The organism is Nodularia harveyana UHCC-0300, from assembly GCF_034931085.1.
GTDB classification, from domain to species: domain Bacteria; phylum Cyanobacteriota; class Cyanobacteriia; order Cyanobacteriales; family Nostocaceae; genus Nodularia; species Nodularia harveyana.
Genome location: NZ_JAYGHG010000047.1, coordinates 1 through 26785, shown reverse-complemented (window position 1 = coordinate 26785; position 26785 = coordinate 1). Strand labels below are relative to the sequence as shown.

Genomic DNA, 26785 nt, shown 5'->3' with positions numbered 1-26785 from the left:
GTGGAACCACACTGATCCCTTCCCGAACTCAGAGGTGAAACGCTACTGCGGCGACGATAGTTTAGGGGTAGCCCTACGCAAAAATAGCTCGATGCCAGGTTTATCTTTACAACAAAGCCTCTTCTTTCACAGAAGGGGTTTTTGTTTTTTTATCTTTGCTTCTTTCTTTTGGCGTATTTCTTCATAAAAAAATCTAACGATCGCTAGATGCTCAAACTATCTTACAAGCTATAAACTGCAATTGTTGCACCGAAAAATATAATTGTGGATGCCATATTAGAACGATCGCACGAATTAAAACAAGCCTTAGTCGATTTTGTCCTAGATGCAGAAGGAGAAATAGCAGAAGCCCTCGAAACTTATGCAGCAGAACACTTGCGCCGTGGTAGCGGAAATAGTAGTCAGCAAGACTTAATTATTGATAGCTTTATTGTTCAAGGACAAGTTGGTGATCAATCACCTTTAGATTTGTTTATAGAAAACCGTCAAGATTTATCAGACAGAGATTGCAATTTACTAAAAAACTGGCATCATAGTTTTATTGGCTTATTTTGTATAACTAATCTTCTACCCGATGGCTTTGAGTTTACCAATTGGCTCACAGATAAACACTACATTGTCAAGCCCAGCGATACTGAAACGTTAGAGAAATTATCTCGGTTGAAAGTAGGAGAAATATTACTAACTCATATTTTTCCCATTAATAATGACTACTGGATGTTTTCTAGTCCATACACAATCATGGGTAAATTGGGTAAACCAAAACTAGCAGTAGCAATTGGGAATTTTAAAGAGAACTATAAAAACAATCTTTATAGCGATGCTCCTGAGTTGTTAGAGGAAGCGTGGCAATCAGTAGAACAATATCATCAGCAGTTTGTGGACTTTTTCGGCAGTGATGAAATTACATTACCCGGATACCAACTGAATAAAAAAATCGCTGAATTTCAAGAGCTAATTACTGAAAAACGTTTGGTTGAAGCAGGAATTGATACTTCTAAATCTCTGGCGGAAATGGCAGAAGAAGCTGGCGTTAGCGAAGAAGAAATACAAACAGCCGCAAAAGAAGTTGGTGCAGACTCAAATGCAGTTTCTCAGCTTTTTGATGGTAATAACAGTACTGGTAAGAGTAAAATGGTCATGCCGAAGGTTCATTTACCACCGGAATTGAGGAAAGCAGAACAAGTTACGGCTCTTTCTCACCCCCGTTGGGGACAAATGTTTTTACCAAGCTATAGTAAACTACAAACAATTCTTTCAGATGAGGATGTTCAAAATCTTGAAGGTCATGAAAAACTAATTCGCCACTATCTGGAAGACAAAAGTATTAATGCTTTTATTTGGCATCGTTTAGCCCAAAAGTATCCAATTCAACTAGAAAAGTTGTTGCAAGATTTTCTAGAACGTCCAGAATTTAAGCTAGCAAATGACTTGGATGCACTTTTAGGGCAATTTAATAAACCTCTAGAGCCAGATTTACCAGAAATTGCCAGTGTACCTATACATTTGCATAATTTATTTCAGGAAGCGATCGCAGAAGTTCATAAATCTAAACCCAAAGGTAAAGGACAAAAAAAGTCAGTAAAGGGTTTTAAATAAGCTTTGACACCCCATAGAAGTTTTTTGGGATAAATTTAGTATAGATGTAGGGAGTCCACAAAATTAGGGAATATCGCTAAAAATGCTGCGATTAAAACTGTGGCAATGGGTAGTATTAGCGTTACCAATTGCACTAATTATTGCTTTTTTGCTAATTTCCGCAGGGATGCAAATTCATACCTGGGGAATTAGTTGGATTTGGGGTATATTTACCCTGGTATTTGTAGGCTGGCGTTGGCTATTGGTGAGATGGACGAAATCTGAAACTAATGTCTTAGAAGTTACATTGGCAGAAGTTACAGAAGAGTTAGAATCTGCTGCGGCTGAACCAGTAGGATTACCAGATGAAAGTGAAAAAATTCAGCAAGCAGAAACTGCACTGGAACAGATTCTCAAAACAACAGAGAACGATCGCCCGATTTGGGAAGATTGGCAAACTTTTTGGCGACGATGCCAAGATTTAGTTACAGCGATCGCCCATATCTATTATCCTCAAGTTCAATATCCCCTGTTGAATATTTATATACCCCAGGCTTACGGGTTAATTCGGGGAACAATGAATGACCTGGATCAGTGGATGCAGAAGTTATCACCAGCACTGAATCAGGTGACAGTGGGACAAGGTTATCAAGCTTATGAAGTCTATCGCAAACTGGAGCCATCGGCTCGCAAAGTTTGGCAAGCATTGAATTGGGCGCAATGGCTATTTAATCCTGTCGCAGCAGTGGCCAAGCAAGCTACTAAGGGTTATACCAACCAAGCTACTCAGCAGTTGTTAGTGAATTTAGGGCAACTATTGCGAGAAAATGCACTGCGGAATTTGTGCCGTCAGGCGATCGCACTTTATGGTGGTAGTAAATTACCAGTTTCAGAGGTCGCCACTTCTACACCCACACTACCCAAAGCCAAAACTCAAAACCTGCGAGAAATTTTAGCCCAAGCAGAACCAGCCGAAGAAGTAGCCCAAAAACCCGTCAATATTCTGATTGTAGGGCGGACAGGTTCTGGCAAAAGCAGCTTGATTAATACTTTATTTCAGGCTGATGTCGCAGAGGTGGATGTTTTACCCAGCACCGATGAGATTCAGAACTATCATTGGCAAAGTTCAACGGGGGAAAGTTTAACGCTGTGGGATACCCCAGGTTATGAACAGGTGAACGGTGGTGATTTGCGAAGTCTGGTGCTTGACTATGCTCATAACGCAGATTTACTATTGTTAGTTAGTCCTGCCCTTGATCCAGCCCTGCAAATGGATGTAGATTTTCTCCAAGATATGCAGGAGAAGGTTGCAGAATTACCGGCGATCGCCATTATTACTCAAGTAGATCGGTTGCGTCCGATCCGGGAGTGGGAACCGCCTTATGATTGGGAGTTGGGAAATCGCCCCAAGGAAGTTGCGATTCGGGAGGCTACCAAATACCGCGCTGAACTTTTGGATCAGTTCTGTAATTTAGTATTACCAATTGTAACCAGCGATATGAAAACAGGTCGCGCCGCTTGGGGAGTGGAAACATTATCTTTGCAACTCGTAGATGCGATCGCACCAGCTAAACAACTGCGGTTAGCCCGCTTCTTGCGTAATCTGGAAGCCAGGACAGCCGCATCTGCCAAAATTATCGACCACTACACCTTTCAAATGGCGACAACCCAGGGAATAACGGCGCTGTTAAAAAGTCCTGTACTCCAATTTATTTCCACAGTATCAACGGGTTCTCCCACTCTGGCGTATTTGCTGGCGGAACAAATCCCAGTGGAACGATTACCCATTGTGATTGGTAAACTCCAAATGGCTTATGACCTGTTTTCCCTATTGCATAGAGATAATATTAAGGTTCTTAACTTTGACCTGCTATCTCTCTGGCCATTGTTACTAGAAAACTCCGCTAGACCTGACCGCAACGGCTGGGCTTTTGGTCATGCGCTAGTAGAATATTGGACTCAGGATATGAGTGTGGAAAAATTACGAGAACGGTTTAATTACTATTTAAATGAATGAAAAGCCTATAAAATGAGATTTTTGACTTTTGACCCTTCGACTTCGCTCAGGGTAAACTTTTGACTTTCGCTTTGCGACTAGGCATCTTCCATTTCAAATTGAGCTACTGTCACAGCGTTAAAAGCGAAGGCAAAAACTAATGGCATAGGACATTTTAATACAACCGTAGAAACGATAGCTATGATGGTACTAATTACCGCCGATGCTGACCAAATTCTTTCCTCAAAAGTGAAGCCTTTTTCAGCTTTAATCAAGTTGAGGACGTGATGGGGAATTGGCTCAGGCATTACGCATCCAGGAGGAAAAGCCCAATAGTTGTTGCGGCGTTCGACAAATAATTCTGTCCAGCCATTTTCTTGACACCAAGCTTCAATCCAATCAATAGAGTAATGATTCATAATAGTTCTGGTAATTAAGAATTGCGGAATTTGTGTATTTAGTGAATATAGATTTATCAGAGATTCCTGAATAGTTAATCAATTATTATCAATTTAGAGAAAATTACTCACTTGTAAAGCTGTCTGAGTATTTTAGACAGATAATAACTTCTTAACTACTCATATAATAAAAGACTAGCAGTAGCTAATAACTGTTGAACTCAAAATACAATAATCTTTACTTATCAATTACATTATGAAGGATTGTAAATAATTCAGCGAACGTCGCCTACTAATTTGCAGTAAGGGAACACCAAAAAATAAATTACCCAAAAACTGTAGGGTGGGTTAGCGCAGCGTAACCCACCATTATCCTGAAGTTTATTGTGGGTTACGGACTACCGTCCTAACCCACCCTACAAATTGGAGATTTTTTGATTTGTCAGGGGTCACCTTCCTCACTGGGAAAGGTCTGGACTCCCGATTGTACGCCCGATAAATTCCCACTTATCAGCTCTGACATTTAGGAGTACTCACGCCACAGCCACAGCCACCACGCGAAAACCAACATTGTTGTTACGATTCGCGCGCGCGTTCCTATTGCGATTGGCAGAACGGCAATTCCTAGCGTTGTTGATCCAACTACCGCCACGCAGCAGCTAAAATCGACCTGCCCCATCCTCAAATTCTCAACTGAATAAGAAATTTGATTAAATGTAGTGTATAATGGATTTGATATCAAGACACCAGATTTGATAAAAAATTTTTTCCGCCTAGCGGCGGGAGAAGAAGTGAAAAGAATAAGAAGTGCAGAGTGCAAAAGGGCTAGAGTGTAAAGGGCAAGGAGTCCTCACGCCACAGCCACCACGCGAAAACCAACAAATAAGCTACGACCCCTGCGCGGGAGCCTAACGCGATCGGCAGAACGGCAATACCTGGCATCGAAGTCCCAAGAACCGCCACGCAGCAGCATTAGGTCATTATCGCTACCACTTAACCACGGATTACCGTCTGTAGGCGCGCCTTGGTAGCTATTATTATATGTATCTTGACACCATTCCAATATATTACCATGCATATCGTATAAACCGAAAGAGTTTGGCGGAAATATTCCGACATCTGTTGTTTGCTTACGATATTCACCTTTTGGGGCTGAGGCGTAGGGAAAATTACCTTTGTAGTTAACTAAATCTGTGGTTATGGTTTCTCCAAAATAGAAGGGTGTAGTTGTTCCCGCACGACAAGCATATTCCCATTCAGCTTCGCTGGGTAGCCTGTAGGTTGTTCCTGTCCTCTGGCTCAATTTTTCACAAAACTTTATCGCATTATCCCAACTGACTTTTTCTACAGGTCGTTTATCGCCTTTGAATCTAGAAGGATTTCTCCACATAATGGCTTTATATTCTGCCTGGGTAACTGGATATTTCCCCATAAAGAAACCAGGAACCCTTACCTGACGCTGGGGACTTTCATCATCCTGTCGGTCTGCTTCCTCTGGGGGTGAACCCATTGTAAAAGTTCCCCCTGGTATCTGCATCATTTCCAAGGTGACACCATTACCTAAATTTTCTGCAAAGTATTTTGCTTGCAGGTTGCGGCGGTCGGTAATGCTTCCCTGTCCATTTACAGTCACGGTTTCAAAGGAAAAGGTTTGTAAGCTATTTCTACTGATTTGTCCAGAATTAGACTGCAATAGACGCGGTACTAAAATTGCTAAACCCAACCCAGTACCCCCAAACCCAACAGTTTGAATTACTTTTCGCCGTGTCCAGTTAGGAGGTAATATTTTTGTTGGTGTTGATGAGGGTGATACTGGCTGTGGACGGGCTTGTGGCGGCTGGGGTGGCGCAATAATTGTTGGGGCAATAGGTTGATTTAATGACTGTATAGCTTGTAAAGCTTCGGTGGCATTTTGATAACGTTGGCTAACGCGACGACTAATCATTGTCGTCAATACTTTTGCAAAGCCATCACTAACACTGGCGCGATTTTGCCAAATTACTTCCCCGTCTTCATCTTCATCGAATAAATGGGGTGGCATTCCTGTCAGTGCTTGAACACCCACCATGCCGACGGCGTAGATATCGCTGGCTAATTTCGGTTTACCACTGAACTGTTCCCAAGGCATAAAACCAGGTGTCCCCACCCCCATAGTGAGGCTAGTTTGTCCGGACTTCTGAAACATGATTTGCTTGACTGCGCCAAAATCTATTAACATGATTTTTCCATCTTGGCGACGACGCATAATATTTTTGGGGGTGATGTCGCGGTGGACAATATTCTGTTGGTGGACGACTAGCAACACTTCTAAAATTTGTGTTAGAAGCTGGATAACTTCTGTCTCCGGGAGTTTTTTACCAGGGGTGATAATTTTCGTCAAATCATCGCCATCAATAAAGTCTTGTACTAAATAAAATTCATTCCCTACCTGAAAATACTCCGATAATTTGGGAATTTGGGGGTGAAGATTTCCCAAATTGTACAGGGTGATTGCTTCTTGCTCAAATGAGTTTTTTACCCAATCCAATTGTTCGTCTGTGAGGTTATGAGTTTTCAGGCGCTTAACGACGCATTTAGGCTTGGGATTAATAGGTATACCCAAATCCTGGGCTAAATAGGTGTCACCAAATCCGCCACTTCCCAGTAGGTGGATGATTTTATAACGGTTACGCAGAACTGTTCCACTGGTAGGCATGATTTTTGACTTGGCAGTAAGGAATTGGTTTTATTGTGGCAAATTTCTCAGTAATAGAGCAAGTTATTTGGTCACACAGAGAAAGGCTGACGTAATTACACCGAGAAATTGAAAACCTCATAATCGTAGGTTGGGTAGAACAAAGTGAAACCCAACATTCTCCGCGCTACAAGTAAGTGGGCTTTAAAAAATATAATATAAACCTAACCCCCCAACCCCCTTCCCTACCAGGGAAAGGGGAGTCAAAGCCTCTCCCCTTGTAGGGGAGAGGTTTGGAGAGAGGTTTTATATTTAATTGTGCTAAGTTACTTACCTCAGATTTTTGTTGGGTTTCGCAAAGCCTCTACCCAACCTACGCAGGTTAAGCCGAAATTTAAATGCGGTAAGCTGAAAGGAACGATTAAATACATAATTATGTTTCGCAAACAAGGATTAGCATTTATTCTAGGAATTACTGTCTGGTTCCTAGCTTCCCCAGCTTGGGCAGATTGGACTCATCCTATGTCTTTTAGTAATGCAGAGTTAGCCAGACGGGATTTTTCTGGACAAAGTTTACAAGCGGCTGAGTTCTCTAACGCCAATATGGAATTAGCTAATTTTGCAGATGCTGATTTACGGGGAGCCGTCATGAGTGCTTCGGTAATGACCCAGGCAAATCTGCACGGGGCGGATTTAACTAATGCTATGGTGGATCAGGTAAAGTTCGCCGGGGCTGATTTGAGCGATGCGGTTTTCAAAGAAGCTCTGTTGCTGCGTTCCACTTTTACTGATGTGAATATAGATAGTGCAGATTTCACTGATGCAATTTTGGATGGGGTGCAAATTAAAGAACTTTGCAGCAAAGCCAGTGGTGTAAACTCTAAAACTGGTGTAGAAACTCGTTATTCTCTGGGATGTCGATGAAGCGTGTTGGTGTAATTGGTGGTGGTCAACTGGCCTGGATGATGGGGGATGCAGCTAAAAAGTTAGGTGTGGAATTGGTGGTGCAAACTCCTAGTTCTGATGATCCGGCTGTGGCTATTTCCCAGGATGCGATACTAGCAAATATTGATGATGCTATATCTACGGAGATTTTAGCAAAAAATACTGATGTGATTACCTTTGAAAATGAATTTGTTAATTTAGATTCTTTATCTGTTATAGAAAATCAAGGTGTTTGCTTTCGCCCCAGTTTAAAGGCTTTAACTCCGCTTTTAGATAAATATCATCAGCGCTGTTATTTACAAGATTTGGGATTACCTGTTCCCAGATTTTTCGCAGTGGAACCAGGGGAAAATTTAGCTTCTCAAATAGAAGAGTTGGGTTTTCCTGTAGTGTTAAAATCGAGACGACATGGTTATGATGGTCAAGGGACTTTCGTTATTCAAGATTTAGCCTCTTTACAGGAAAAGCTAAATTCAAATAGCACAAATAAAGCTTTAAGTCAAGGTCTATTTCTAATAGAAGAATTTGTTCCTTTTGAACGGGAATTAGCTGTAATTGCGGCTCGTTCTGTCGAGGGTGAGGTGGTAACTTACCCGGTGGTAGAAACCCAACAGGAACAGCAGGTATGTCGGCGAGTGATTGCACCTGCTGATATTACACCAGATCAAGGAGTAGAAATTAATGCGATCGCCCAGACTATCTTAAATAAACTGCAAGTAGTGGGAGTCTTTGGTATAGAACTATTTCTCACCGCCACCGGGAAAATTTTAGTGAATGAAATTGCCCCCCGTACCCATAATTCTGGGCATTTTTCCATAGACGCTTGTGAAACATCTCAATTTGAGCAGCACTTGAGAGCGGTTTGTGGCTTACCTTTGGGAAATCCGGCTTTACATTGTGCTAGTGCTGTGATGGTTAACCTTCTAGGGTATGAAATTTCACAAAGTGACTACCAAAGCCAGCGCCAAAAATTAGCCACAATTCCCCATACTTTCGTTCATTGGTACGGAAAAACCGAATCCCGTCCTGGGCGCAAACTGGGACACGTGACTGTGTTACTGGATGAGCAAAACCGAGATGTCATCAGTACCATAGCCCAGACTATAGAATCTATCTGGTATCCGAGCTAAATTTACGAAAAAATTTTCATAACTGAAGACACAATCTCTAAGGGAAAGCTATAATGAGTTAGTTGCACTACGACGTTGGTGACTGCCATCAAGTTTTTTGATCTATGTCTTTAATGAAAAGGGCAGCTAACAATTCTCGTGGCAGTAAACCGGGCAAGTACCCGGAAACTTAAAACGAAGAAAGTCGGCACCCACCTGGTTTAACCAGGTCATAAACTTAGGTAAAACGGCGTTGCGGTGGACTTAAAATTATTAGCTCCCAAAGTCAGCAAAAACTTGGGGGCTTTAATTTTATTTACCTGATACCAATTTCATATAAAGACGCACAGAAAGAACCCCTCCCTAACCCTCCCCGCAAGCGAGGAGGGAACTGGATTTTTGTAGTTTAGGGGGGTCCAAATAATATGCAGCCTCACAAATAATTGGTATGAGATATAGCGACGCAGGTTGCAGGGTAATTATTCACCACCAAATTATCAGCTAACCACCGATAATAACTATAGTTAATTGATTACTGATAATTGTGAAAGCTTCTGTATCTTCCTCTCCTATTCATCGCACTGTATTGAAGAATGGCATTGTAGTCCTGGTGGCTGAAAATCCGGTGGCGGATATTGTGGCGGGGCGGGTATTTATCCGTGCTGGTAGTTGTTACGAAAAGCGGGAGCAAGCGGGGTTAGCTCATTTGCTGTCAGAAGTCATCATTAAGGGATGCGAGGGACTTTCTAATTGGGAAGTTGCGGAACAAGTGGAATCTATAGGAGCCAGTTTAAGTGCGGATGCTGGTACTGACTATTCTGTGTTGTCTTTAAAGACGGTGACATCTGACTTTGGAGAAATTTTAACATTGGCAGGGCGAATATTGCGATCGCCCACATTTCCCCAAGACCAAGTAGAACTAGAAAAGCGTTTAGCACTCCAAAGTATTCGCTCGCAAAAAGAGCAACCCTTTAGCATTGCCTTTAGCCAAATGCGGCAGGTAATCTATCAAAATCATCCCTATGCTATGTCAATCTTGGGAGATGAAACCACAATGAGTCGTTTAACCCGTGACGATTTAGTGCAGTATCATCAAACTCATTTCCGTCCAGATAATCTCGTCATTAGCATTGCTGGGCGAATAACTTTAGAAGATGCGGTGAAACTAGTAGAACAAGTCTTTGGTGATTGGCAAATTCCGCCAGAGACTTTACCATTACTTGATTTACCAGTAGTCAAAGCAGAACCCCAGCAGAGATTGCAACCTTTCAAAACCCAACAATCAATTGTGATGTTGGGCTATTTAGGATCATCTGTCACCTCTCCAGACTACGCCCCATTAAAATTGTTATCTACCTACTTGGGTAATGGGCTTTCTAGCCGCTTGTTTGTGGAATTACGGGAAAAGCGGGGTTTAGCTTACGAAGTATCGGCATTTTATCCCACAAGGCTATATCCAGGCTCATTTGTGGTGTATATGGGTACAGCAGCCGAAAATACTAGTATTGGACTGGAAGGACTACGTGCAGAAGTGGATTTACTCTGTACGACAGAAGTATCAGCAACTGCTCTCCAAGCCGCTAAAAATAAAATCCTGGGGCAGTATGCTTTGGGTAAACAAACTAACGGACAAATTGCTCAAATATACGGTTGGTATGAAACTCTGGGTTTAGGTCTGGATTTTGACCAGCAGTTTCAAGAATTAATTGCTTCGGTGACTGTTGAAGATACCACCGCCGCCGCTTGTAAATATTTACAGTCACCTTATATATCTTTAGTTGGTCAAGAAACAGCAATTAATGCGGCTTTGGGGTAAAATTGCGATCGCATCAGCTGGTTTCTCCACTGAAGCAGTTGTCATATTAGTATCAGAAGTTCTGGGAATAAAGTCCATGAAAGTGAGCCTGAGAACAAGTATCTTGAACTACTTTGAGTCACTAAAAGCACTTCGTTGCTTGAAGACAGGTAAGTTTTATTGGTTACTTCTGTTTTCATCTACGTTCTTAGTCATGACTTCAGATGTAGTAGTAGCAATTACACCGCTCCAAAACATTACTCCAGTAAATGCCAGAGGTGGTATTAGCCGTCCTACTCTGAAAGTTGGTAGTCAAGGAGAAACGGTATCAGAACTTCAGGCGGCTTTAACACTTTTGGGTTTTTACTCTGGTGGGGTTGATGGTGTCTATGGACAGAATACAGCTATGGCTGTTTCTCGGTTCAAACGAGCAGTTGATTTAACTCCAGATGGTATTGTTGATGCTATAACTTGGCAAAAATTATTTCCCCCAGAGCCAATATTTGCACAAGGGATGTCTTTACCGAATCCGCCATCCAATGTGAATGCAGATTTTCCTGTTCCTACCCAAACCAGACCCACAACAAGAGTTGTGAATCCTCTTCCTCCCAGAGTTAATCCACCCAGTTCCCAACCTCAGACAAGACCTACCTCAGCATCTCCAGGCGAAAGCTTTGGTATTCAATATACCGCCCAAGGATTGCCAATTTTGCGTCTAGGAATGAATAATTCGGAAGTGAGGAAGTTACAAGAAAGACTTAAACAACTGGGTTTTCTGACTGGTGTTGTAGATGGTGATTTTGGAATGATGACGGAAGCTGCTGTCAAAGCTGCACAACGGCGCTATGGTCTGGAGGATGATGGTGTGGTTGGTGGTGCTACTTGGGAAGCAATATTACGAAGATAGGTATAAGGTTTTAACAGGCTACAGCTATTGTTACCGCTCCTAGTTCCCCCTGTAAGCGGAAAATGTGTTTAGGAACTAATATGATTCCTAAATCTGGGGTGATGTGGGAGGCGGCCAAAATAGCAGCAGCTTCGGCGACGCTGGGAGTTCCCACTGTTTTTTGAGGAATTTTGCTAGGGTTGGGGACGGGAACAGTCGCTAAAATGTCGGCGGAAAAGATTTTTAAGGGAAAATTGTGTAGACGGCAAAATTCTGTTAAACCGATTTCTGAGGCTTTATTGTCGATAGTAGCAAGACCTGCGATCGCATTTTCTGGAAGTTGATGTTGTTGAAATACTGTCTCTATTGCTGTGGCTATCAATTTGCGAGAACTACCCTTTTGACAACCAATTCCTACCCATAAACTGGGGAAGTTTGGCGGTGGGGTAATTGCATTCATTTGGAATTATTTATATTAATTTTTTGGGCGTTGCTGAATTGAGATATGAATTAGTGTCACGCAAAGGCGCAAAGGCGCAAAGGAACTAAGAAAAATCAAGGTGATTTTGGCATTTCATACTTTGATTCAGCAACGCCATTTTTTGAGTATGATGGCATATATATTCAATGCCTAGCTTGGCTCAGGGATTTTTTCATAACTAAATAGTTGCGATCGCACCCTACGATTCGCTAGGATCTGTAAGCTTTAGGGTACAAGCAAAGCTGCTGGTGATCAAGCTACACTCATGTGAGCTATGCTGCTAAAACCCAAGTTGATCAGATTTTACAGGAAAAAACGAAACCGATGGCGAAACGTGTACAGTTAGTTTTAAATCAAGATATTAGCAAGCTGGGAAAATTAGGTGATTTAGTAGACGTAGCACCAGGCTATGCTCGTAATTATCTCATCCCCCAGAAGTTAGCAACTCATGCTACTCCCGGTATTCTCAAACAAGTAGAACGCCGTCGTGAAAAAGAACGTCAACGCCAATTAGAACTGCGTCAACAAGCCTTAGAGCAAAAAGCAGCTTTAGAAAAAATTGGTAACTTGCAAATTGCTAAACCTCTGGGTGAGAACGAAGCAATTTTTGGTACAGTCACCACCCAAGATGTAGTAGATGCAATTCAAGCAGCTACTAGTCAAGAAATTGACCGTCGTGGAATTACCATTCCTGACATTAACCATCTGGGAACTTACCAAGCCGAAGTCAAGCTACATTCTGATGTAACAGCTCAAATCAATATTGAAGTTGTAGCCAGTTAACTATGAAATCACCTGAGTGCTTCTCTTGTATGCACTCAGTAGTTTGTGTGTTTCCACAGATGCTATAGCCTTCTCCTCTAGATTCTGGATAATCTGGGGAGTTGTTCACCCCCAGCGACTAGCGAAAATTTCGCAACTAGAATGGCTTATGTCTGAAGAATTAAGTTTTAAAGGCGATGGTAGCGATCGCCTCCCACCCCAGAATATTGAAGCAGAAGAAGCGATTTTGGGGGGAATTTTACTAGATCCAGAAGCCATCGGGCGAGTGAGCGATCGCCTCCTACCAGTAGCATTTTATATTAGCGCTCACAAAGAGATTTATCAAGCCGCCCTCCGTCTACACGCCCAAGGTAAACCCACAGACTTGCTCTCAGTCACCAGTTGGTTAGCCGATAACGATATGCTAGCCCGAATTGGGGGGAGAAACAAATTAGCCACCCTCGTAGACCGCACAGTGTCAGCTGTGAACATTGATGCCTTAGCCGGGTTAGTCATGGAAAAATACCTCCGGCGGCACTTAATTAAAGCTGGTAACGAAATTGTCCATCTGGGTTACGAGACAGAAAAAGAACTACCAATAGTTTTAGACGAAGCCGAACAGAAAGTTTTTGGTGTTACTCAAGAACGTCCCCAATCAGGTTTAACTCACATTTCCGATACCCTGATTAACACCTTTCAAGATATCGAAACTCGTCACCAAGGAATTGCTTTACCCGGTATTCCTTGCGGTTTCTATGACTTAGACTCCCTAACTAGCGGTTTCCAGCGTTCCGATTTAATTATCATCGCCGGGCGACCATCAATGGGGAAAACAGCATTTTGTTTAAATCTGGCTCATAACATCGCTGCTGGATATAAATTACCCATTGCCTTTTTCAGCTTAGAAATGTCGAAAGAACAGCTAGTGCAGAGACTCTTAGCTAGCGAAGCCGGAATTGAAACTGGTTATTTACGGAGTGGGCGCATTAGTCAAACCCAATGGGAACCTTTAAGCCGTGCCATTGGTATGCTGTCAGAGATGCCAATTTTTATTGATGATACCGCCAATATTACCGTTACCCAAATGCGGAGTCAAGCCAGACGATTGCAAGCAGAACAAGGCATGGATTTGGGATTAATAGTTATAGATTACCTGCAATTAATGGAAGGTGCTGGTGATAACCGTGTGCAAGAATTATCCAGAATTACCCGTTCTCTCAAAGGTTTAGCGCGGGAACTATCTGTGCCAGTAATTGCCTTATCTCAGTTGAGTCGTGGGGTAGAAGCACGTACTAATAAGCGCCCCATGTTATCTGATTTGCGCGAATCTGGTTGTTTAACAGGCGATAGTTTAGTAACAATTGCAAGTAGTGGAAAGCGAGTTCCAATTAAAGAGTTGGTAGGTCAATCTGGTTTTGAAGTCTGGGCATTAAATGAAGAAACATTAAAGCTTGAACCTGCTACTGTAAATCATGCTTTTTCAACTGGTAAAAAACCTGTCTTTCAGCTTAAAACTCGTCTAGGTCGGTCTATTAGAGCCACTGGAAATCATAAATTCTTAACTATCAAAGGATGGAAACGACTAGATGAGTTAAAAGAAGGTAACAGGTTAGCAATTCCTCGGCATATTGGTAGTTCTGCTTGTCAAACAATGACTGATCCCCAATTAGCACTTCTTGGACATTTGATTGGAGATGGATGTACTTTACCTCGTCATGCCATCCAATACACAACGAGAGAAGAGGATTTGGCTAACATAGTTACCTCTCTTTCTCTTGAAGTATTTGGTGGTGCTATCTCCCCACGGGTTAACAAAGAAAGAAACTGGTATCAGGTTTATCTTGCTTCCAGTCTACCTCTGGGTCGTAATACTAGAAATCCAGTTGCTCAATGGCTAGATTCTATGGACGCATTTGGCTTGAGGTCTTACGAAAAATTTATCCCAGTCCCAGTTTTTGAACAACCCCAAGAAGCAATTGCTCTTTTCCTGCGCCATTTATGGAGTACGGATGGTTCTATTAAGCTAGTTTCAGGTAAAAGGTTACGTCCTATTGCCTACTATGCCAGCAGTAGTGAGAAGTTAGCAGCAGATGTACAATCGCTACTGTTAAGGCTTGGCATTAACGCTCGCTTAAAAATGGTTCCACAATCCGGAAAAGGTCGAAATCAGTACCACGTAGTCATAACAGGTAAATCTGATATCGAATTATTTGCCCAACAAGTTGGTGCTATAGGAAGCTATAAGTGCCAGTCCATGCAAGAAATTATGGAGCATATTAAAACTTGTGTTGCTAATACTAATAGAGATGTAGTACCAACAGAGGTTTGGAAGATGTACGCTATTCCCGCAATGCAGTTAGCTGGTATTACAACACGACAAATGCAAGCTGCTATTGGAACAGCATATTGTGGCACAACTCTTTATAAGTGCAACTTAAGTCGAGAACGTGCTTTAAGAGTAGCAGAAGCTGTCCAATCAAATGATATGGCTATCTTATCTAACAGCGATATTTATTGGGATGAAATTATTTCAATCGAGCCTGATGGTGAAGAAGAAGTTTACGATTTAACAGTTCCTAGCTTGCATAATTTTATTGCGAATAACATCATAGTCCATAACTCAATAGAACAAGACGCAGATTTAGTAGTCATGTTGTACCGCGATGATTATTATAATCCTGATAGTCCTGACCGGGGGATTGCAGAAATAATTATTGCTAAACACCGCAACGGTCCCACAGGAACTGTAAAACTGTTATTCGATCCGCAGTATACGAAGTTTAAAAACCTTGCAAAACAGGGGAATTATTAATAATTCGTAGTTCGTAGTTCGTAATTGGGCATGGGGAAGGAAGAAAAGAGTTTGATTTTTAACCTCAACTTCCATCCCTAGCCAGCATTCTCTACTTAATATCGAGTAATTCTACGTCAAAAAGTAAAGTAGCATTGGGTGGAATGACACCACCAGCACCACGGGAGCCATAACCCAACTCTGGGGGAATGATTAACTGACGACGACCGCCTATTTTCATAGTGCTGAGTCCTTCGTCCCAACCTTTAATCACTTGTCCGATACCGATTTTAAACTCAAAGGGACTGTTGCGATCGCGTGAACTATCAAACTTAGTACCATCTTCTAACGTACCAGTGTAGTGAACTACAACAGTTTTTCTTGGTTCAGGAGTCGCCCCAGTTCCCTCTTGTAGTTCAATATATTTCAGTCCAGACGGAGTAGTTACAACATTATCATCAGACATAGTATTGCTCGCAATCAAGGTTTGGTTATTGGTGACAGTCATTGATGCTGGTGTAGTTTCGGTCAAATTAGCAGCAACAGCAGAGTTGAGATTATTTCCAACTTGTGCAACTACCAAAACCACCACACAGACCAGCATGAAAGCCACGCTGAGAAAAATGGATTTCAAAATTAGCCCTCCCTAAATAAGGCAATTGAGAATTTTTCAGATTACCCACAGGACACAATTAAGTTTAAATCACAAAAGACCTGTTAACGCCAAAGCTTATTTTCTAAATCACGCACTTGACGCTCTAAACGGTCAATTCTCCCGCGTAATTCATCCACTTCAGACTGACGCGCCACACCCAAATCCTGCATCATATTTCGCATTTGCCGTTGCATTTGTTCTTCCCAGTTACCCTGCTCAGATTTTAATTTCTCTACAACGTCATCCATTACCGCCTTAGCTTGTTCAGGGTCGAGTTTACCATCCTTAACCATGTCATCGCTTACTTCCCGCATTTTTTCAGCTACCAAAGAAGTTGTACCAATACCGAGCATCATTAACTGTTGCAACCAGTTGTTATTATCCATATTCCTTTCCTCTTCATCATTTCCCATTGGCTAATTTTGACTCTTGACTGTATAAAATCACGCTATTCTGAAAAAGTTGTCATTTTAGCCTACATCTCTATTTTGGCAAATTCATAAAGACAAGGAAGGAATTAAAAGCTGTGGTCATAGAACTCCTCAAATTTCAGGTTGCGCCGGAAGTGCGAGAAATTTACATTCAGCAGGATGCAGAAATTTGGACAGCAGGACTGGCTAAGTATCCCGGATTTTTGGGGAAGGAAGTTTGGATTAACCCAAATGATCCCACAGAACTGATTTTAATTGTTCGTTGGGCGACTAAAGAGCAATGGGAAGCTATACCCCCAGAAGATTTACAGCTAATTGAGCAAAAATTCACCGCAGTCATGGGAAAATCCTATCCCATCATCGAATCCGGTGAGTATCATGTGAGGAAGTTTCCCCATTCTTGATTTTTTGGTTTCTATGGAACCGCCAAAAACTTTTAGTGTGTCAGGGTGATTGTTGACTAATTATGTCTAAATAGACTTCAAAGTTGTAGCATAGAGGTTTAGCATCAACTCTGAATTATTTATGTCTGCCACACCCCTTGCTTTAAAATCAGAAATAACTCCTCCCCTCCTCGGTGCTTCAGTTGCAGATTTAAGCCTGTGGGTACAGCAGCAGGGACAACCAGCTTATAGAGGTAAACAGCTGCACGATTGGATTTATCATAAGGGTGTGCGATCGCTCGCTGATATTTCTGCATTTCCTAAAGAATGGCGTGCAGCAATTGCGGAAGTTCCCATTGGACGTTCCACCATACATCATCGGGCTGTTGCACCGGATGGTACGATCAAATATCTGTTGAAGTTGGCAGACGGTCAAATCATCGAAACCGTAGGTATTCCCACTGCAAAGCGCCTTACGGTTTGTGTTTCTACTCAGGTGGGTTGTCCCATGGCCTGTGATTTCTGCGCTACTGGTAAGGGTGGTTATACTCGGAATTTAGAGACACATGAAATTGTTGATCAAGTGTTGACTGTGCAGGAAGATTTTCGGCAACGGGTGAGCCACGTGGTATTTATGGGTATGGGTGAACCATTATTGAATACTGATAATGTGTTAGCGTCGTTAACATCTTTAAATCAAGATGTCGGTATTGGACAGCGATCGCTAACTGTTTCTACAGTGGGTATACGCGATCGCATTCTTCAATTTGCCAAATATAACTTACAGGTGACTCTCGCAGTAAGTCTGCACGCACCTAACCAAGAACTTAGAGAACAACTAATTCCTAGCGCCCGTCCTTATCCTTTAGAAGATTTGCTACATGAATGTCGGGAATATGTGGAAATCACCAGACGACGCATTTCTTTTGAATATGTCCTCCTGGCTGGGTTCAACGACCTACCACATCACGCCTTACAACTAGCAAAATGTCTCCGGGGATTCCAAAGTCACGTGAATTTGATTCCCTACAACCCCATTCATGAAGTTGACTATAAGCGCCCTACTAGCGATCGCATTCAAGCTTTTGTTAACATTCTGAAACAGCAAAAAACTGCCGTCAGCGTGCGTTATTCTCGTGGTTTAGAAGCTGATGCTGCTTGTGGACAACTCCGCGCCAGTAAATAAGTTTTTACTTCACCTTAGCACTCAATTGTTTTTTCACATTAATTCCTGGTGCGTAAGCCTCAATCACCTTCCCAGTCACAGTACAACTGATCATTAAATAATCGCAACTTGGGCATTGTGTCCGAGTTAATTGACTATCAAAAATATAGTGACGTTCCGCATCGCTTCCACAATTTGGACAGTGAATTTTTTGAAATGTATTCATTTTTAACCCCTGATTTTTATGTTATTTTATTTGACTAAAATCGACAGAAAATTTGATTTGATTTAAGTTATAGCAGAGAGCAAACTCGCTAATTGCAATTGTTTGATTATCTGCTAGTGTCCTTATTTCTTGAGAAAATTGCTATAACTAATAGCCGTAATATTGGCTGATATTTGCTAAGAAAATTTTAGATTGGCATTTTTTATGTATTATACATTATCTTCATTTTCACCTAAATTTATCATCCTACCTGAGATATATAAATTAATACCATCCCTACAAATATCTTAGAATTACAGTGATCCCCATCACTAATACCTTGAGATAAATAGATTTGATGGTGACATCAGATAATTTTTAAAGACGTTCTTGTATTGAAAAAGTAATAGCTAGAAAATACTGTATCCCTGGTAACAAAATTTTTCTTTTAAGATTTAGTTAATAATTCAATCTTATAATGAATGACTTCCCTAAACTTCATAAATATAGTTTTTTATCACAAATCATCTATATATTATTGCCATAAATTATACACAGCATTAAATCTTATCTATGTTTTAACACTGTGTATAATTAACACTGGTAATATTCTTTTAAGGATAAAGACCCCTATCAGCCAACGCCTGGGCGACTCTACCCACACCCAAAGTATAAGCAGCTAAACGTAAAGGAATTTGCCTCACCTTTGATTCCTCAATTACTTGGTGATAAGCCAGCACCATTAACTTTTCCATTTCATTGTTAACTCGTTCTTCATCCCAAAACAGATAAGAAAGACCCTGCACCCATTCCAAATAACTGACAACAACACCGCCAGCATTCGCTAAAATATCCGGTAGCACAGTTACACCATGCGCTTCTAGAAATTGGTTAGCTTCCAAAGTCACAGGACCATTAGCAGCTTCGGCGACAATTTGCGCCTGGACTTGACTCATATTTTCCTTGGTGATTTGATTTTCCAAAGCGGCTGGAATCAAAACATCGCAATCCAAAGTTAGTAAATCTGCATTGCTAATGGGTGTTGTTTGCGGAAAACCTTGAATACTTTTACGATTTTCCGCAGCGTAGGCTTTTAATGCCGGAATATCAAGACCATCTGGGGAAAAAATACCCCCTGAACCTGTGGAAACAGCTAAAATCTTCGCTCCCGCTTCGTGTAATAATTCAGCTGCTGCACCGCCGACATTACCGAAACCTTGAATAACTACTCGCGTTCCGGCGAGGGATTTACCTTTCTGGGCTAATGCTTCACGGATAATAATCATTACACCACGTCCCGTTGCCATTTCTCTTCCCAAAGAACCGCCAACAGAAACCGGTTTACCAGTCACAACTCCTGGAACAGAATGACCAACGTTGACAGAATAAGTATCCATCATCCAAGCCATTTCACGGGCGGAAGTACCCATATCTGGGGCGGGGATATCTACAGCAGGGCCAATATCTTTAATTAACTCACTGATATAGCGGCGACTGATTCTTTCTAATTCCCCCACACTATAATTTTTCGGATTTATAGCTATACCTCCCTTCGCACCGCCATAAGGTATACCCAATAATGCACACTTCCAAGTCATCAACATCGCTAAGGCGGAAACTTCCCGCAATGTCACAGCTGGATGGTATCGAATCCCGCCTTTATAGGGGCCTAAAATATCAGAGTGCTGCACCCGATGTCCTGCAAGAACCTGAATTTCCCCATTATCTAACTTCACGGGTACGGAAACTGTCACTACTTTGCGGGGATTACTGAGAATTGCCAATACACCTTGATCTAGTTTTAATTCTTTACCTGCTGCTTCTAAGTAACTACAGGCTTGGTCTAATGGACAAATGTGGGCTGGAGTGGCAGCTTCTGAGGGAAATGAAGATGTAAAGACCATAAAATCTTCTCCTAGTCGCGGTATCTTCGCGTACCGGATATATATTTCTCTATTTTATCCTAGACTGGGAGAAGAAATGGTGATTTTGTAGTTTCTGTTACATTTTTTTAACGCAGAGATTTAGATTTCAGTCGTGAAGTTACCATGCAAAGCATAGGGAATATGATGTTGGAGATGTAGTATGGCAATTGTACCTTTATTAAAATCTTTGGCATCTAAGATTACTAAGTCTGAGCGATGATGTGCAGCATCGTATACTAAGGCTAGTACCCAGCCATCATCTTCTTTTTGTGCATCTGGGCGGGGAACAAAAATCGGCTCACCGATGAAACCACGAGGCGCAGCGCTCCAAATTTGTCTTTCGCCAGACTTTAAGTCGATTTTTAATAATGCTTGTAAGGGAGCGTTACCTGTTTCCCTATGGGCAGCAGCTATGTATAAATATTGGTAATCTCGTCCAACCAGTTCAGGATTTATACTGGGAAATTCACAACAGCGACTTTCAATCATCTGTTGTCGCACTGTTGTATTCTCAAGATTGAGATGAAAGCGCCACAGTTGTCCAGGTGATATGGCTGCAAAATCAACTTCCCGGAAATCACTGTTTGGCTCTACTTCTGGCAGTGTTTCGTAACAAATGGAGTCAATGACAATTTCATCGTCAACTTCAAAAGCATTTGCGTGGTGGAACACAAAACCAGCTTGAGTTTCGAGAATTTTTACTCCTGTTTGAGTGTGACGGGGAATCACTATAATTCGAGTGGGTTGATTTGGCTGAAATTTAATACATTCTCCAGCAGCACGTATTCCCAAGGCTAAAGGTATGGGATTAAAGGTGACGGGATTTTGAAAGAAAAGACAGTAATTGGGAGTAATGACAAAATCGTGGATGAAACAGAAACCCGGAACACTATGAGCGTGTTTTCTCACAACTTTGCCGTCTGGGTTGAGTTCAAATATCGTAATTGTGGTGGATAGTCCGGGTTTAATGGAGAAGTTTACCAGACAAGGTGCGCCACTGTCTTGGTTACAACTAGGGTCAAAGCGAGGATGGGCGCTAAAAGCTTCACCTGTTGAGAGTACACCATTGAAGTATTCTTTGCCTAAAGTTTCTAATGTCTGGGGGTCAAGTTGATGGGGTTCTGCTGCTTCCCAAAGTGCTAAAAGTTTACCACCCCAATAAATAACGTTGGTATTGGCGATATTTTTAATTTTGAAGTCGAAAATATTCGCTAACCAACCGCCGGGTTTTTGTGTACCAAAGACACCTCGATACAGGATTTTTCCGGCTTTTTGTTCTGCTAAATAGCCTTCTGTGTGGATAAAGCGGTTACGGAAATGGGCGCGACCGTTCGCAAAGCTGATGCGGCTAATCATTCCATCACCATCAAAGGGGTGATGAATTGATTGTCCATTTATATCGAGTAAACCGGGTCCATTTCTAAATAATGTTCCCTGTAGTTCTGAGGGAATTTCTCCTTCTATATCATCAATCCAATAATCATATTCTTGGGTTAGGGATTTATATCCTCCTTGCCAATCTTCACGAGTATAGGATGGTTTAGGACTTAAATTTTCTTCTGTTTTTAAGGTTTGCATCTGTTGTTAAATTTGAGAGAAAATATGGATTAGGTCACGCAAAGGCGCAAAGGCGCAAAGGTAGAACTTTCTTGGCGCTCTTGGCGACTTGGCGGTTCGATACTAAGGTATTAAATTAGGTAACAATGCTTCTTCTTCATGTGTTACCGCAGCTGGTTGTAATGTTGGTAAATCGGCTTGTGGGTCGTTAGCAGGTAACCACGGAATGAAGGGGAGTGGTAATAGTGTGCTGAGGTTTGTGATTATTACTAATACCCACAATAATTCAAAGTTAGTTTCGGTAATACCTAACCAGTGCATGATTATGGCTCCTAATTCTTGGGAAACCATTCCGGCTAGGTTGGAAACGGACATGAGTAAGGCAAATAATGTGGCTTCTACTCCTGGGGGACATAACCTCGCTGCTAATACTAATACTGGCATATAGGCGATTTGTCCCATAACGGTGAGGATGAGGCTATCTCCTAAACTAAACCAGTGGTCATCTATACCTAATGTCCGGTTGGTATGAGTCACTAGTAATAAGGTTGTCATTCCCAAGGCTGAGGAAAGTACTGTACTCCAAGCAAAAATTGCCCGAAATGACACACCTTTGAGGAAGCGTTGAAAAATCCAAATTCCCATTAAGGAAGCACCACTTGTTACTAGTCTTACTCTTCCTAAAAATTCTGGTTGAAAGTGTAGTTCGTTGGTGCTGAAGAAGAAGAAGGCGGAATCGGCTGTGGGGGTGGCTAACCAGACAAAGACAAAGGCTGTGGGTAACCAAATGGCTTTTTGGCTGACTGCTTGGCGGAGTTGTTTAATTTGATGCTTGGTGCTGAGGGGATTTTGAGTATCTGTGGGGTTTTTGCTGACGGGGGTTTCAGCGATTAACCAAGCTACTGCGGAAACGATGAGGGGAAATGAGGCGGTAATCCAAAATACGGTGCGGGTGGTGAAATGTTCTAGCAGCATTCCGCTAAAGTATGCGGTGAGTAAACCTCCTAATGCGGAAGCACCCCAGCACAGTGATTGTAGTGAACCGGCTGCTGCTTGGGATTCTACTCTGGCTCTTTCGACCACTAATGAGTCTACTATGACATCACTGACGGCGACTGAGAGAGAACTGAGGGCGATCGCTAATGTAGCTGCCCAACTACTATGTACTATGGTGGCTAAACTTATCCAAGAAATGGCTCCTAGTATTCCTGATAGAATTAAATATGGTCGGCGACGGTAGCCGAATATGGGTAAACCATCGGAAATAAAGCCAAATACTGGTTTGATAATCCAAGGTAAGGCGACAATTCCCAAGATTACTGAAACTTGAGCCGGACTCAGCAGCAGTTCATCTTTGAGAAAAAAGCTGACAGCGAGACGCGCCAACCCTAAAATTCCTTGGACAAAGTAGACGGTAAGAATTGCAATTAACTCGGCGCTTGGTTCATGACCGAAGAAAATTTTTTCTTTCACTGAGTCTTTCACTTTGGTCAAGCCAGGGAAGTCAATCAGCATTTGATAAATATTTTTGAAGTTTTATTTACTTTCCTATCATATCTATTTCTGAAAATCTAGGTTTTGGTGAGGGCGATCGCTAGTTTGATAAGTTTAAATATTAAATCCCTAAATATTACCCAAAGCTATAACAGCATTTTGACCACCAAAGCCAAAGCTGAAACATAACACTCTCTGCAATTCACTTTCACGCGCCGCCATGACCAGATTTAAATCAAATTCCGGTGTTTGTAATCCTACGCAAGGTGGTAATATATTTTGCTGCATGGCTAAGAGGGAAAAAGCTACACCTAATGCTCCCGATGCTCCTAATGTATGCCCTGTAGCCCCTTTGGTGGAACTTATTGCTACTTGATGGGGAAATATATTCTGTATAATTTTACTCTCTACTCTGTCATTTAGGAGAGTGGCAGTACCATGAGCGTGAATGTAATCAATATCGGCTGGGGTAAGGGAACTGCGTTTTAAACATTGCTGAATCGCGGCGATCGCACTTTTCCCATTTGGTTCCGGCACGTTACCATGATATGCGTCTGCTGTCAAGCCAAAGCCAAGAATCTTACCATAAATTTTAGCTTGGCGCTGCTGTGCTAATTCTGCCGATTCCAAGACAAACACCGCCGCACCTTCACCTAATACTAAGCCTTCTCGATGCAAATCAAAGGGATAAGCCCCAGTTTTTGCCAAAGCGCCCATTTGTTGAAACCCTGACAAGGTGAGGGGTGTAATGGGGGCTTCAACTGCACCAGCGATCGCCCGTTGACATTGCCCAGTTTCGATTAATAAAGCAGCTTGAGCGATCGCCCAAATCCCAGTAGAACACGCAGCCATTGGTGCTAAAACTATACCCGTTGCACCAATTTGTCGAGCAGCTGCGATCGCATTGGTATGAGGTAAAAAATTTAACCAATTCTCTAAGACTACATCCCCATTATTTAAAGCTATTTGGGGGCTACGATTCCCATACATTTGTCGCGCCAGTGATTCCCAAGCGCCTTGATGACTGCGACTTGAGCCAATAACTACAGCACAATCAGGTAAAGGTGAAACTAATCCCGTGTCTGTTAATGCAGCAGCAACAACCTGCTGGGTCAAACTGCTGACTTCAAGTGGTTGTGTCCCAATTAACCCCAAAGGATATGATTCCAGTTCAGAAAATGGTTGATACCACTGAATACCAGATTTACCTGCAATTAACTTTTGCCAGCTATCTTCTAAACTTGTGCCTAAAGCTGAGACTAAACCGATGCCAGTGATAACAACCATTTAAGTATTAGGGACTGGGTATTAGGGACTGCACTTCGACTACGCTCAGTGTACGGGGATTGGGGATTGAGAAATTTCTTTCTCCCCTGCTCCCTGCTCCCTTCCCCCCTGCCTCTTCCCCCTGCTCCCTGCTCCCTGCCCCCCTGCCTCTTCCCTCCTACTCAGGAGTTTTGAGATTTTCAGCGCCTTCAGTAACTTTAGCGGATTCAATGCGATCGCCTTGCTGAATTTTATTCACTACATCAAAGCCTTCAGTAACATTACCAAACACCGCATAGCTACCATCAAGGAAACCTAAATCTGCCAAAGTAAAGTAAAACTGTGAGGAAGCTGAATCAGGCATTTGCGATCGCGCCATAGCTACCGCACCCATTTTATGTTTTAGAGTGACACTAGCGGGGTCTACAGTTTTGCCATAAGTTGGGCTGTCTGCGCCTTGAGACGTAATTTCTAAAGGTATACGGCGTTCAGTGCCAATTTTGGGATCAACATAACCACCAGTCCCCAATCTATTGGCGGGAAAATTGGGGTCTTTGCTTTGAGGGTCGCCGCCTTGAACTACAAAAGGTTCTGGGTCACGAACAACGCGATGGAAAACTAACCCATCGTACACACCTTTTTGGACTAAATCGACGAAATTACCTGCTGTAATTGGGGCTTGAGTACCGTCTACCTCGATGGTAATCGGTGAACCGTTAACGGTCATCACCACAGTAGCCTTACCTTCGAGTTTTGGTAAATCTTTCATTCCAGGAACACTCTCATTTATAGTTTCAGATACGGATGTTGTAGTTGTAGTGGAATCACCTGCTGTAGAAGTGGGAGAAGCGGAATCAGAAGCAACATCCCGATCTAAACATCCTCCCAACGTCAAAGCGCCGAATATCAACAATACAAACAGAAATTGTGAAAATTTTAACCGCATACTCAGTTACTGATTTAACAGATTATCTTATCTTTTTAAGGGACTGGGGATTTGGGGATTAGGGATTGTGAGATATAAGGCTACCTCTTCCCCCCTGCACCCCTTCGACTCCGCTCAGGGCAAGCCTGCACCCTGCCCCCCTGCCTCTTCAAAGTCCTTCCAGGGGTACTCTCAAAAAGCGGGCTAATTCTGCGCCTGTAGTTTCTAAATCTGCTAGAGATAACGGTTGACCTACCCTTGTTAAAGGTATGTCCCGGCGACCCTTGACGCGTAGGTAGAGAGCGCGACGGGGATTGAGGCCTTCTTTAATGTCGATTCTTACAGACTGGACATCTTGAATATAGCTGTCAATTTCGATGCGACGATTTTTACCGGGGAATCCCCAACGGAAGATTTTGATCCCGCCAGTTTCCTGGTTGAAATCGTTATAGCCGCCGCCGACATCCCATAAAATTACCAGCCATAGATATAAGGCTAAAAGTAAGCCGGCAGAGCCATATAACCCCATAACCAGCCCTTGGGGTACAAATATTAGTTGAGTTGCATCGGTAACTAGAAGTAAATTTACTTTCAAGTAACTAGATAGCCCAGCTAATAAGAAGCCTGTGGCTCCCAATGTTACGATAGTTGCCCACCAGTAGTTACTAAACCGACGAGAACCCAGAACATTTTGATGCAGGATACTTGAGGGTTTGCGATCGCCATTGGGCGAATCATCTTGGTTAATTGTTGTTGATACCGTCATTGAACTACCTTGGCCTGTGAGTTCTTCGCTATTCAAGTCTGCCATTTCCGGGGCTTTTCTTGCAAGCTGAGGACGAATACTTTTAAGATTTCTGAGAAGAGTTATGTCAGATTGTTAAAATTCTGATATTTATAGTTAGATAATAAGTTTGTGTTTAATACCTAGTTTATCGAAGTCCATTGGGCGAAAAACCAAACTAATGTGATAAGTTAAGAATCATTAAGCTACCACAAGCTACATAATTAGCCAATGGTACGTGTAATGAAATAAGTCTGAGAAAATCCGATCATTAAGATGGTAACCTCTCAGATTCTCAGACGTTAAAAGCATCTGAGATTCTCAAAAAAACGTTAATTCCTCGTTGTACTCGCGTAAAGTCGGAAAAATAGCCGATAGCGTTGCTTCAAAAACGTTGAAATTTTAGTAAAAGAGGATTTTAGTTCAATGACCATCGCAGTGGGACGCGCCCCCAGTACAAGAGGGTGGTTTGACGTATTAGACGACTGGTTAAAACGCGATCGCTTCGTATTCGTAGGCTGGTCAGGGATATTATTATTCCCCTGCGCTTACCTAGCACTAGGCGGTTGGTTAACCGGTA

23 protein-coding genes, 1 rRNA gene, 1 other RNA gene and 1 pseudogene are annotated in these 26785 nt (G+C 42.2%); 13 read left to right on the top strand and 13 right to left on the bottom strand.

Going from position 1 to position 26785, the window contains the following annotated elements; genetic code table 11:
- The 3 genes from rrf to VB620_RS19825 all read left to right on the top strand — a co-directional run.
- Positions 1-100: ribosomal RNA gene (gene rrf, locus VB620_RS20955) — 5S ribosomal RNA — on the top strand; the annotation flags it as partial.
- Between the two features lie 164 nt (positions 101-264).
- Positions 265-1599 carry a hypothetical protein gene (locus tag VB620_RS19830; protein ID WP_323197873.1) on the top strand — a complete coding sequence of 445 codons (1335 nt, stop codon included), beginning with the start codon at positions 265-267 and terminating at the stop codon, positions 1597-1599.
- Between the two features lie 82 nt (positions 1600-1681).
- Positions 1682-3595 carry a GTPase family protein gene (locus VB620_RS19825; RefSeq protein ID WP_323197872.1) on the top strand — a complete coding sequence of 638 codons (1914 nt, stop codon included), beginning with the start codon at positions 1682-1684 and terminating at the stop codon, positions 3593-3595.
- Between the two features lie 77 nt (positions 3596-3672).
- Here the strand turns inward: VB620_RS19825 and VB620_RS19820 are convergent, their stop codons facing one another.
- The 3 genes from VB620_RS19820 to VB620_RS19810 form a co-directional block, all read right to left on the bottom strand.
- Positions 3673-3993 carry a slr1957 family protein gene (locus tag VB620_RS19820; RefSeq protein ID WP_323197871.1) on the bottom strand — a complete coding sequence of 107 codons (321 nt, stop codon included), beginning with the start codon at positions 3991-3993 and terminating at the stop codon, positions 3673-3675.
- A gap of 512 nt (positions 3994-4505) precedes the next feature.
- Positions 4506-4628, bottom strand: a complete 123-nt coding sequence (locus VB620_RS19815; protein ID WP_269454149.1) for an SUMF1/EgtB/PvdO family nonheme iron enzyme — start codon at positions 4626-4628, stop codon at positions 4506-4508.
- Positions 4629-4822: 194 nt separating this feature from the next.
- Positions 4823-6667, bottom strand: coding sequence for a bifunctional serine/threonine-protein kinase/formylglycine-generating enzyme family protein (locus VB620_RS19810; protein ID WP_323197870.1), 1845 nt, complete (start codon positions 6665-6667; stop codon positions 4823-4825).
- Between the two features lie 414 nt (positions 6668-7081).
- Between VB620_RS19810 and VB620_RS19805 the strand changes: the two genes are divergently transcribed.
- From VB620_RS19805 to VB620_RS19785, 5 genes are all read left to right on the top strand, one after another.
- Complete coding sequence (locus tag VB620_RS19805) at positions 7082-7570, top strand: pentapeptide repeat-containing protein (protein WP_323197869.1); 489 nt, start codon at positions 7082-7084, stop codon at positions 7568-7570.
- The gene (locus VB620_RS19800; protein WP_323197868.1) at positions 7567-8721 is read left to right on the top strand and encodes a 5-(carboxyamino)imidazole ribonucleotide synthase; all 1155 of its coding nucleotides are present in this window, start codon (positions 7567-7569) and stop codon (positions 8719-8721) included. The genes VB620_RS19805 and VB620_RS19800 overlap by 4 nt, the downstream gene beginning before the upstream one ends.
- Before the next feature lie 61 nt (positions 8722-8782).
- Positions 8783-8966: non-coding RNA, 6S RNA (ssrS, locus tag VB620_RS19795), on the top strand.
- Positions 8967-9244: 278 nt separating this feature from the next.
- Positions 9245-10516: a M16 family metallopeptidase gene (locus VB620_RS19790; protein ID WP_323197867.1), complete on the top strand. Its 1272-nt coding sequence runs from the start codon at positions 9245-9247 to the stop codon at positions 10514-10516.
- Positions 10517-10592: 76 nt separating this feature from the next.
- Positions 10593-11402, top strand: coding sequence for a peptidoglycan-binding domain-containing protein (locus VB620_RS19785; RefSeq protein ID WP_407674273.1), 810 nt, complete (start codon positions 10593-10595; stop codon positions 11400-11402).
- Positions 11403-11412: 10 nt separating this feature from the next.
- Here the strand turns inward: VB620_RS19785 and VB620_RS19780 are convergent, their stop codons facing one another.
- Entirely contained in the window at positions 11413-11841 is a 429-nt protein-coding gene (locus VB620_RS19780; protein ID WP_323197865.1) for a cobalamin biosynthesis protein, read from the bottom strand.
- Positions 11842-12186: 345 nt separating this feature from the next.
- On the opposite strand from VB620_RS19780, the gene rplI reads away from it, so the two are divergent.
- Together rplI and VB620_RS19770 are read left to right on the top strand one after the other, a co-directional pair.
- A complete protein-coding gene (rplI, locus tag VB620_RS19775) occupies positions 12187-12645 on the top strand; it encodes a 50S ribosomal protein L9 (protein WP_323197864.1) in 459 nt (152 codons plus the stop codon).
- 148 nt (positions 12646-12793) lie between these two features.
- Positions 12794-15436, top strand: coding sequence for a replicative DNA helicase (locus VB620_RS19770; protein WP_323197863.1), 2643 nt, complete (start codon positions 12794-12796; stop codon positions 15434-15436).
- A 91-nt stretch (positions 15437-15527) separates the two neighbouring features.
- On the opposite strand, the gene VB620_RS19765 is transcribed toward VB620_RS19770, so the two are convergent.
- Positions 15528-16049, bottom strand: a complete 522-nt coding sequence (locus VB620_RS19765) for an FKBP-type peptidyl-prolyl cis-trans isomerase (RefSeq protein ID WP_323197862.1) — start codon at positions 16047-16049, stop codon at positions 15528-15530.
- A gap of 83 nt (positions 16050-16132) precedes the next feature.
- Positions 16133-16456, bottom strand: a complete 324-nt coding sequence (locus tag VB620_RS19760) for a phasin family protein (RefSeq protein ID WP_323197861.1) — start codon at positions 16454-16456, stop codon at positions 16133-16135.
- A gap of 140 nt (positions 16457-16596) precedes the next feature.
- On the opposite strand from VB620_RS19760, the gene VB620_RS19755 reads away from it, so the two are divergent.
- On the top strand, positions 16597-16905 hold the full coding sequence (locus VB620_RS19755; RefSeq protein ID WP_323197860.1) for a TIGR03792 family protein: 309 nt from the start codon (positions 16597-16599) through the stop codon (positions 16903-16905).
- A gap of 121 nt (positions 16906-17026) precedes the next feature.
- Positions 17027-18070: a 23S rRNA (adenine(2503)-C(2))-methyltransferase RlmN gene (rlmN, locus tag VB620_RS19750; protein ID WP_323197859.1), complete on the top strand. Its 1044-nt coding sequence runs from the start codon at positions 17027-17029 to the stop codon at positions 18068-18070.
- A 4-nt stretch (positions 18071-18074) separates the two neighbouring features.
- Here rlmN and VB620_RS19745 read toward each other — a convergent pair whose 3' ends face one another.
- The 7 genes from VB620_RS19745 to VB620_RS19715 all read right to left on the bottom strand — a co-directional run bounded on the left by VB620_RS19745 (position 18075) and on the right by VB620_RS19715 (position 26187).
- Positions 18075-18275, bottom strand: a complete 201-nt coding sequence (locus tag VB620_RS19745) for a replication restart DNA helicase PriA (RefSeq protein WP_323197858.1) — start codon at positions 18273-18275, stop codon at positions 18075-18077.
- Positions 18276-18868: 593 nt separating this feature from the next.
- On the bottom strand, positions 18869-20158 hold the full coding sequence (locus tag VB620_RS19740) for a Glu/Leu/Phe/Val family dehydrogenase (RefSeq protein ID WP_323197857.1): 1290 nt from the start codon (positions 20156-20158) through the stop codon (positions 18869-18871).
- A 120-nt stretch (positions 20159-20278) separates the two neighbouring features.
- Positions 20279-21757 (bottom strand): carotenoid oxygenase family protein, encoded by a 1479-nt coding sequence (locus tag VB620_RS19735; RefSeq protein ID WP_323197856.1) that lies wholly within the window; start codon positions 21755-21757, stop codon positions 20279-20281.
- Positions 21758-21859: 102 nt separating this feature from the next.
- Positions 21860-23251, bottom strand: a complete 1392-nt coding sequence (locus VB620_RS19730) for a folate/biopterin family MFS transporter (RefSeq protein WP_323197855.1) — start codon at positions 23249-23251, stop codon at positions 21860-21862.
- A 108-nt stretch (positions 23252-23359) separates the two neighbouring features.
- Positions 23360-24517 (bottom strand): beta-ketoacyl-ACP synthase, encoded by a 1158-nt coding sequence (locus VB620_RS19725; protein ID WP_323197854.1) that lies wholly within the window; start codon positions 24515-24517, stop codon positions 23360-23362.
- 157 nt (positions 24518-24674) lie between these two features.
- Positions 24675-25442: a peptidylprolyl isomerase gene (locus VB620_RS19720; RefSeq protein WP_323197853.1), complete on the bottom strand. Its 768-nt coding sequence runs from the start codon at positions 25440-25442 to the stop codon at positions 24675-24677.
- Between the two features lie 148 nt (positions 25443-25590).
- Positions 25591-26187 (bottom strand): photosystem I assembly protein Ycf4, encoded by a 597-nt coding sequence (locus tag VB620_RS19715; RefSeq protein ID WP_323197875.1) that lies wholly within the window; start codon positions 26185-26187, stop codon positions 25591-25593.
- A 444-nt stretch (positions 26188-26631) separates the two neighbouring features.
- Here VB620_RS19715 and VB620_RS19710 point away from each other — a divergent pair.
- A pseudogene (locus VB620_RS19710) lies at positions 26632-26785 on the top strand (photosystem II D2 protein (photosystem q(a) protein)); the annotation flags it as partial.

Bases quoted from the DNA above. Each gene is read 5' to 3' on its own strand.
- VB620_RS19825 (WP_323197872.1), top strand. From the start codon at position 1,682: ATGCTGCGATTAAAACTGTGGCAATGGGTAGTATTAGCGTTACCAATT.
- VB620_RS19820 (WP_323197871.1), bottom strand. From the start codon at position 3,993: ATGAATCATTACTCTATTGATTGGATTGAAGCTTGGTGTCAAGAAAAT.
- VB620_RS19810 (WP_323197870.1), bottom strand. From the start codon at position 6,667: ATGCCTACCAGTGGAACAGTTCTGCGTAACCGTTATAAAATCATCCAC.
- VB620_RS19805 (WP_323197869.1), top strand. From the start codon at position 7,082: ATGTTTCGCAAACAAGGATTAGCATTTATTCTAGGAATTACTGTCTGG.
- VB620_RS19800 (WP_323197868.1), top strand. From the start codon at position 7,567: ATGAAGCGTGTTGGTGTAATTGGTGGTGGTCAACTGGCCTGGATGATG.
- VB620_RS19785 (WP_407674273.1), top strand. From the start codon at position 10,593: ATGAAAGTGAGCCTGAGAACAAGTATCTTGAACTACTTTGAGTCACTA.
- VB620_RS19780 (WP_323197865.1), bottom strand. From the start codon at position 11,841: ATGAATGCAATTACCCCACCGCCAAACTTCCCCAGTTTATGGGTAGGA.
- rplI (WP_323197864.1), top strand. From the start codon at position 12,187: ATGGCGAAACGTGTACAGTTAGTTTTAAATCAAGATATTAGCAAGCTG.
- VB620_RS19770 (WP_323197863.1), top strand. From the start codon at position 12,794: ATGTCTGAAGAATTAAGTTTTAAAGGCGATGGTAGCGATCGCCTCCCA.
- VB620_RS19760 (WP_323197861.1), bottom strand. From the start codon at position 16,456: ATGGATAATAACAACTGGTTGCAACAGTTAATGATGCTCGGTATTGGT.
- rlmN (WP_323197859.1), top strand. From the start codon at position 17,027: ATGTCTGCCACACCCCTTGCTTTAAAATCAGAAATAACTCCTCCCCTC.
- VB620_RS19745 (WP_323197858.1), bottom strand. From the start codon at position 18,275: ATGAATACATTTCAAAAAATTCACTGTCCAAATTGTGGAAGCGATGCG.
- VB620_RS19740 (WP_323197857.1), bottom strand. From the start codon at position 20,158: ATGGTCTTTACATCTTCATTTCCCTCAGAAGCTGCCACTCCAGCCCAC.
- VB620_RS19735 (WP_323197856.1), bottom strand. From the start codon at position 21,757: ATGCAAACCTTAAAAACAGAAGAAAATTTAAGTCCTAAACCATCCTAT.
- VB620_RS19730 (WP_323197855.1), bottom strand. From the start codon at position 23,251: ATGCTGATTGACTTCCCTGGCTTGACCAAAGTGAAAGACTCAGTGAAA.
- VB620_RS19725 (WP_323197854.1), bottom strand. From the start codon at position 24,517: ATGGTTGTTATCACTGGCATCGGTTTAGTCTCAGCTTTAGGCACAAGT.
- VB620_RS19720 (WP_323197853.1), bottom strand. From the start codon at position 25,442: ATGCGGTTAAAATTTTCACAATTTCTGTTTGTATTGTTGATATTCGGC.
- VB620_RS19715 (WP_323197875.1), bottom strand. From the start codon at position 26,187: ATGACGGTATCAACAACAATTAACCAAGATGATTCGCCCAATGGCGAT.